The organism is Parasutterella excrementihominis YIT 11859, assembly GCF_000205025.1.
Taxonomy (GTDB): Bacteria; Pseudomonadota; Gammaproteobacteria; order Burkholderiales; family Burkholderiaceae_F; genus Parasutterella; species Parasutterella excrementihominis.
This window is the reverse complement of record NZ_GL883724.1, coordinates 1-824: the sequence shown is the minus strand read 5'-3', so window position 1 is coordinate 824 and position 824 is coordinate 1. Positions and strand designations below refer to the sequence as shown.

Genomic DNA, 824 nt, shown 5'->3' with positions numbered 1-824 from the left:
TGCTAGATACCCTAACTTCTGCAATATTTCAGTTTCTGTGCCCTTTTTTAGGCAATAAAAAACCGAGACTTGCGCCTCGGTTTTCTAAAACCTTGCCGAATTACTTCAGTTTGGTTTCTTTGTAGATCACGTGCTTGCGGGCAACCGGATCGTACTTGGACATTTCCATCTTGCCACTAGAATTGCGTTTGTTCTTAGTGGTTGTGTAGAAGTGACCTGTACCGGCGGTAGAAGCCAGTTTGATTTTTTCACGAATACCTTTCGCCATGGTGAACTCCTATTAGATTTCGCCGCGGGCGCGAAGGTCCGCCAGAACTGCTTCAATGCCGTTCTTATCAATCGTACGCAATGCAGCGTTAGTAACTCTCAAACGAACCCAGCGATTCTCGCTTTCAACCCAAAAACGGCGGTACTGCAGATTGGGCATGAAGCGGCGCTTGGTCTTGTTATTCGCGTGCGAGACGCGATTGCCAACCATGGGAGCCTTGCCGGTGACTTGACACACTCGTGCCATCGCTAACTCTCCAGAATAATAACTGTTATAAAAAACTTTTCTCGCGCCGAAATACTGCCTCGGGGAGAACCAAAAACAGCGATTATACTGATTTTTCAAACTTTTTGCATTGGGCTCCGACACTTATTTTCTGATCATAGGTCCGAAGGAGTAAATTGACGGATCAATGACTTACGCTTTTCGAAGACGATTTAGCGCGGAAGCCGTGATTCTTCTTGTCTCGGACAGGAATGACCTCCGTCGTCAGATAAGAATCCGAATCGAAAAATCAGCGTTTCTATTAATTAAAAGAATCACAATTCGACGAACT

The 824-nt window shown here is 45.5% G+C and carries 2 protein-coding genes; both read right to left on the bottom strand.

Going from position 1 to position 824, the window contains the following annotated elements:
• Window positions 1–100: 100 nt before the first annotated feature.
• Window positions 101–268, bottom strand: coding sequence for a 50S ribosomal protein L33 (rpmG, locus tag HMPREF9439_RS07835; protein WP_008811699.1), 168 nt, complete (start codon window positions 266–268; stop codon window positions 101–103).
• A 12-nt stretch (window positions 269–280) separates the two neighbouring features.
• The gene (gene rpmB / locus HMPREF9439_RS07830) at window positions 281–514 is read right to left on the bottom strand and encodes a 50S ribosomal protein L28 (RefSeq protein ID WP_008811700.1); all 234 of its coding nucleotides are present in this window, start codon (window positions 512–514) and stop codon (window positions 281–283) included.
• Window positions 515–824 lie beyond the last annotated feature (310 nt).

Coding starts and splice junctions, on each gene's coding strand:
- rpmG (WP_008811699.1), bottom strand. CDS start 268: ATGGCGAAAGGTATTCGTGAAAAAATCAAACTGGCTTCTACCGCCGGT.
- rpmB (WP_008811700.1), bottom strand. CDS start 514: ATGGCACGAGTGTGTCAAGTCACCGGCAAGGCTCCCATGGTTGGCAAT.